At 72.2% G+C, this 4,461-nt stretch carries 1 protein-coding gene, 1 pseudogene and 1 riboswitch; of the genes and pseudogenes, one reads left to right on the top strand and one right to left on the bottom strand.

Annotation, left to right across the window (positions count from 1 at the left end; translation table 11 throughout):
- Window positions 1-573: 573 nt before the first annotated feature.
- A pseudogene (locus ACFU7Y_RS39685) lies at window positions 574-957 on the bottom strand (PRC-barrel domain-containing protein); the annotation flags it as partial.
- A gap of 223 nt (window positions 958-1,180) precedes the next feature.
- A riboswitch (glycine riboswitch) is annotated at window positions 1,181-1,284 on the top strand.
- A gap of 237 nt (window positions 1,285-1,521) precedes the next feature.
- On the opposite strand from ACFU7Y_RS39685, the gene gcvP reads away from it, so the two are divergent.
- Window positions 1,522-4,422 (top strand): aminomethyl-transferring glycine dehydrogenase, encoded by a 2,901-nt coding sequence (gcvP, locus tag ACFU7Y_RS39690; RefSeq protein ID WP_224276629.1) that lies wholly within the window; start codon window positions 1,522-1,524, stop codon window positions 4,420-4,422.
- Window positions 4,423-4,461: the final 39 nt, after the last annotated feature.

Here is a 4,461-nt window from a genome sequence, read left to right on the forward strand (position 1 = left end):
CGTGGGTGTGGCGGGTGTGGTGGGTGCGTCGGCGGGGGTGGAGAAGGGCTGCGGCTTCGGTTCCATGGTGGGTGTGGCGGGTGTGGTGGGTGCGTCGGCGGGGGTGGAGAAGGGCTGCGGCTTCGGTTCCATGGTGGGTGTGGCGGGTGTGGTGGGTGCGTCGGTGGAGAAGGGCTGCGGCTTCGGTTCCATGGCGGGTGTGGTGGATGCGGCGGGTGTGACGGGTGCGTCGGTGGAGAAGGGCTGCGGCCTCGGTTCCATGGCGGGTGTGGTGGGTGCGTCGGCGGGGGTGGAGAAGGGCTGCGGCCTCGGTCCCATGGCAGGTGTGGCGGGTGTGGCGGGTGTGGTGGGTGCGTCGGCGGGGGCAGAGAAGGGTGCGCGCGCCGGGAACGCGGTGGCGGCCGTGGGGGTGCCGAGGTTCCGCATGTCGGCCTCCGGGGTGGTCCTGGGTGTGTCGGCGGTTGTGGGTGCAGGGGCAGTGGGGGTTCTGGCCGGGGCAGGCTCGGGGGAGCGCTCGGGGGTGTGGAAGGTGAGCGCCTTGGCCGGGGCCGCCGCGGTCGTCGGGGCGGCGGCCGCGGTGGTGCCGAAGTCGAGGTCGGGTTGTTCGGAGTGGCTCACGTCATCTCCGTTCGGGCGGCCGGCCGCCGGGGTGTCGAGCCCGTAGTAGCGGTAGAGCTGGAGCTCCTGTGCGGGGGACAGGTGTTGGCCGACGCCGAAGTCCGGCGACTCCTTCACCAGTGACTTGTCGTACGGCACCCGGAGTTCGTCGCCGGAGAACTCGCTCGTGGTCAGCGGGACGAAGGCGTCCCGGCCGAAGATGCCGGTCCGGACCGCGGCCCACTCGGGCCGGCCGGTGGCGTCGTCCAGGTAGACCTCGTCGACCGTGCCGATCTTGTCTCCGTTGCGGTCGACGGCCTTGTGACCGATGAGGTCCCGCGGGTCGATGTCGGTCTGCACTCTTTCCTCCCGTGCGCTGAGCCTGCGGAGCTCCCGCAGGAGGGCGGCCGGAGCGCCCGTTCCGTCCACCACTTCACACCAAAAGCCATGAATCGGACGGATGCGACCGGGGTGCGCCGGACGGGCTGTGCACTGGACCGTCCGGGGGACGCGCGTAGACCCCGAGTGACCTGACGCACCCGTGATCGGGGCGCCTCCCGCTGGTACCCTGGGCGGCGACCGCAGAGCCCGCTCGGGAGAGTCTCCGACTGCGAAAACCGCTGGTCGGAGCGCCGAAGGAGCAACTCCTCCCCGGAATCTCTCAGGCATCCGTACCGTGTGGGGTAGGTCACTCTGGAAAGCAGGGCAGGGGCGTCGGCACGGGAGCCGGCGATCACCACCCTCACCGACGGTGCAAGCCGGCGGAGCGCCCACAGCGCCCCGTGCGGGTGAAGCTCTCAGGTCCCGATGACAGAGGGGGAGGCCTGTCGGGTTCGCCCGCCCAGGCTGGTCCGCTGTCCGCAGCGGTGAGGCCGGCCGGCGTGCGTACCCCCGCCGGTCCGTGACCAGGAGGCCTCGACCACCATGAACGCCCAGCCGAACGCGGGACGCCCCACCGGCGCCCCGACCCTCACCGAGCTTGAGCTGGCCAGCCCCTTCGAGAACCGCCACATCGGCCCCGACGCCCCCGCACAGGAGAAGATGCTGGCGTCCGTCGGCTACGGCTCGCTGGACGAACTCGCCGCCACCGCGGTGCCCGAGGCGATCCGCTCCATCACCGCCCTGGACCTGCCCGCGGGCCGGACCGAGGCCCAGGTCCTCGCCGAGCTGCGCGAGCTGGCCGGCCGCAACCAGGTGCTCCAGCCGATGATCGGCCTGGGCTACTACGGCACCTTCACCCCGCCGGTGATCCTGCGCAACGTCATGGAGAACCCGGCCTGGTACACCGCCTACACCCCGTACCAGCCGGAGATCTCGCAGGGCCGCCTGGAGGCGCTGCTCAACTTCCAGACCCTGGTCTCCGACCTGACCGGCCTGTCGACCTCCGGCTCGTCGCTGCTGGACGAGGGCACCGCGGCCGCCGAGGCGATGGCGCTGGCCCGCCGCGTCACCAAGGTCAAGGGCGGCGTCTTCCTGATCGACGCCGAGACCCTGCCGCAGACCATCGCGGTGATCAACACCCGCGCCGTGCCGACCGGCGTCGAGGTCGTCGTCGCCGACCTGTCCGAGGGCATCCCGGCCGAGATCGCCGAGCGCGGTGTCTTCGGCGTGCTGCTCCAGTACCCGGGTGCCACCGGCGTGGTCCGCGACCTCGCCCCGGTGATCGAGCAGGCGCACGGCCTGGGCGCGATCGTCGCCGTCGCCGCCGACCTGCTCGCGCTGACCCTGCTCAAGTCCCCGGGCTCGCTGGGCGCCGACATCGCCTGCGGCACCTCGCAGCGCTTCGGCGTGCCGATGGGCTTCGGCGGCCCGCACGCCGGCTACCTGTCGGTGCGCGCCGAGTACGCCCGCTCGCTGCCCGGCCGCCTGGTCGGCGTCTCCGTCGACGTGGACGGCAACCGCGCCTACCGCCTGGCGCTGCAGACCCGCGAGCAGCACATCCGCCGCGAGAAGGCCACCAGCAACATCTGCACCGCCCAGGTGCTGCTCGCCGTGATGGCCTCGATGTACGCCGTCTACCACGGCCCGGACGGCCTGGCCGACATCGCCCGCCGCACCCACCGTTACGCCGCCGCCCTCGCCGAGGGCCTGCGGGCCGGTGGCGTCGAGCTGCTGCACGGCGAGTTCTTCGACACCGTCACCGCCGTCGTCCCGGGCCGCGCCGCCGAGATCGCCGCCGCCGCCCGTGCCAACGGCATCAACGTCCACCAGGACGGCGCGGACCGGATCTCCGTCTCCACCGACGAGACCACCACCCGCGAGCACCTGGCCGGCGTCTGGGCCGCGTTCGGCGTCCCCGCCGTCGAGGTCGCCGAGGCCGCCGAGGCGCTGCCCGCCGCGCTGCTGCGCGAGGACGAGTACCTGACCCACCCGGTCTTCCACAGCCACCGCTCGGAGACCGCCATGCTGCGTTACCTGCGCCGCCTGTCGGACCGGGACTACGCGCTGGACCGCGGCATGATCCCGCTGGGCTCCTGCACCATGAAGCTCAACGCCACCACCGAGATGGAGGCGGTGACCTGGCCGGAGTTCGGCCAGCTGCACCCCTTCGCGCCGATCGACCAGGCCCAGGGCTTCCTGACCCTGATCCGCCAGCTGGAGCAGCAGCTGGTCGAGGTGACCGGCTACGACGCCGTGTCGATCCAGCCGAACGCCGGTTCGCAGGGCGAGCTGGCCGGTCTGCTCGCCGTGCGCGCCTACCACCACGCCAACGGGGACACCCAGCGTGACGTCTGCCTGATCCCGTCCTCGGCGCACGGCACCAACGCGGCCTCCGCGGTGATGGCCGGCATGCGCGTGGTCGTGGTGAAGACCCTGGTCGACGGCGACGTGGACGTCGACGACCTGAAGGCCAAGATCGAGAAGCACCGCGACAACCTCGCCGTGCTGATGGTCACCTACCCGTCCACCCACGGCGTGTACGAGACCCAGATCACCGACATCTGCGCCCTGGTGCACGAGGCCGGCGGCCAGGTGTACGTGGACGGCGCCAACCTGAACGCCCTGGTCGGCCTCGCCAAGCCGGGCAAGTTCGGCGCGGACGTCTCGCACCTGAACCTGCACAAGACCTTCTGCATCCCGCACGGCGGTGGCGGCCCGGGCGTCGGCCCGGTCGCGGTGCGCGCCCACCTGGCGCCGTACCTGCCGAACCACCCGCTCCAGGCGGAGGCCGGCCCGGCCACCGGCGTGGGCCCGATCTCGGCCGCGCCGTGGGGCTCGGCGGCCATCCTGCCGATCTCCTGGGCGTACGTCCGGCTGATGGGCGGCGAGGGCCTCAAGCACGCGACCCAGGTCGCGGTGCTGAACGCCAACTACATCGCCAAGCGCCTGGCGCCGCACTTCCCGGTGCTCTACACCGGTCCGGGCGGGCTGGTCGCGCACGAGTGCATCATCGACCTGCGCCCGCTGACCAAGGAGACGGGCGTGACGGTGGACGACATCGCCAAGCGCCTGATCGACTACGGCTTCCACGCGCCGACGATGTCCTTCCCGGTGGCCGGCACGCTGATGATCGAGCCGACCGAGTCCGAGGACCTGCACGAGATCGACCGGTTCTGCGACGCGATGATCACCATCCGGGCCGAGATCGACAAGGTCGGCTCGGGCGAGTGGGCGGCCGACGACAACCCGCTGCGCAACGCCCCGCACACCGCCGCCACGCTGGCCGGCGACTGGGCGCACGGCTACTCGCGGCAGGAGGCGGTCTTCCCGGCGGGCGTCAACCCGGCGGACAAGTACTGGCCGCCGGTGAGCCGGATCGACGGCGCGTACGGCGACCGCAACCTGGTCTGCTCCTGCCCGCCGCTGGACGAGTACGGCGTCTGACCGGTCCGGGCCCGAGGAGGTCCGAGCTGACGGCAGGGC

This window comes from Kitasatospora sp. NPDC057542 (genome assembly GCF_042801945.1).
GTDB lineage: Bacteria > Actinomycetota > Actinomycetes > Streptomycetales > Streptomycetaceae > Kitasatospora.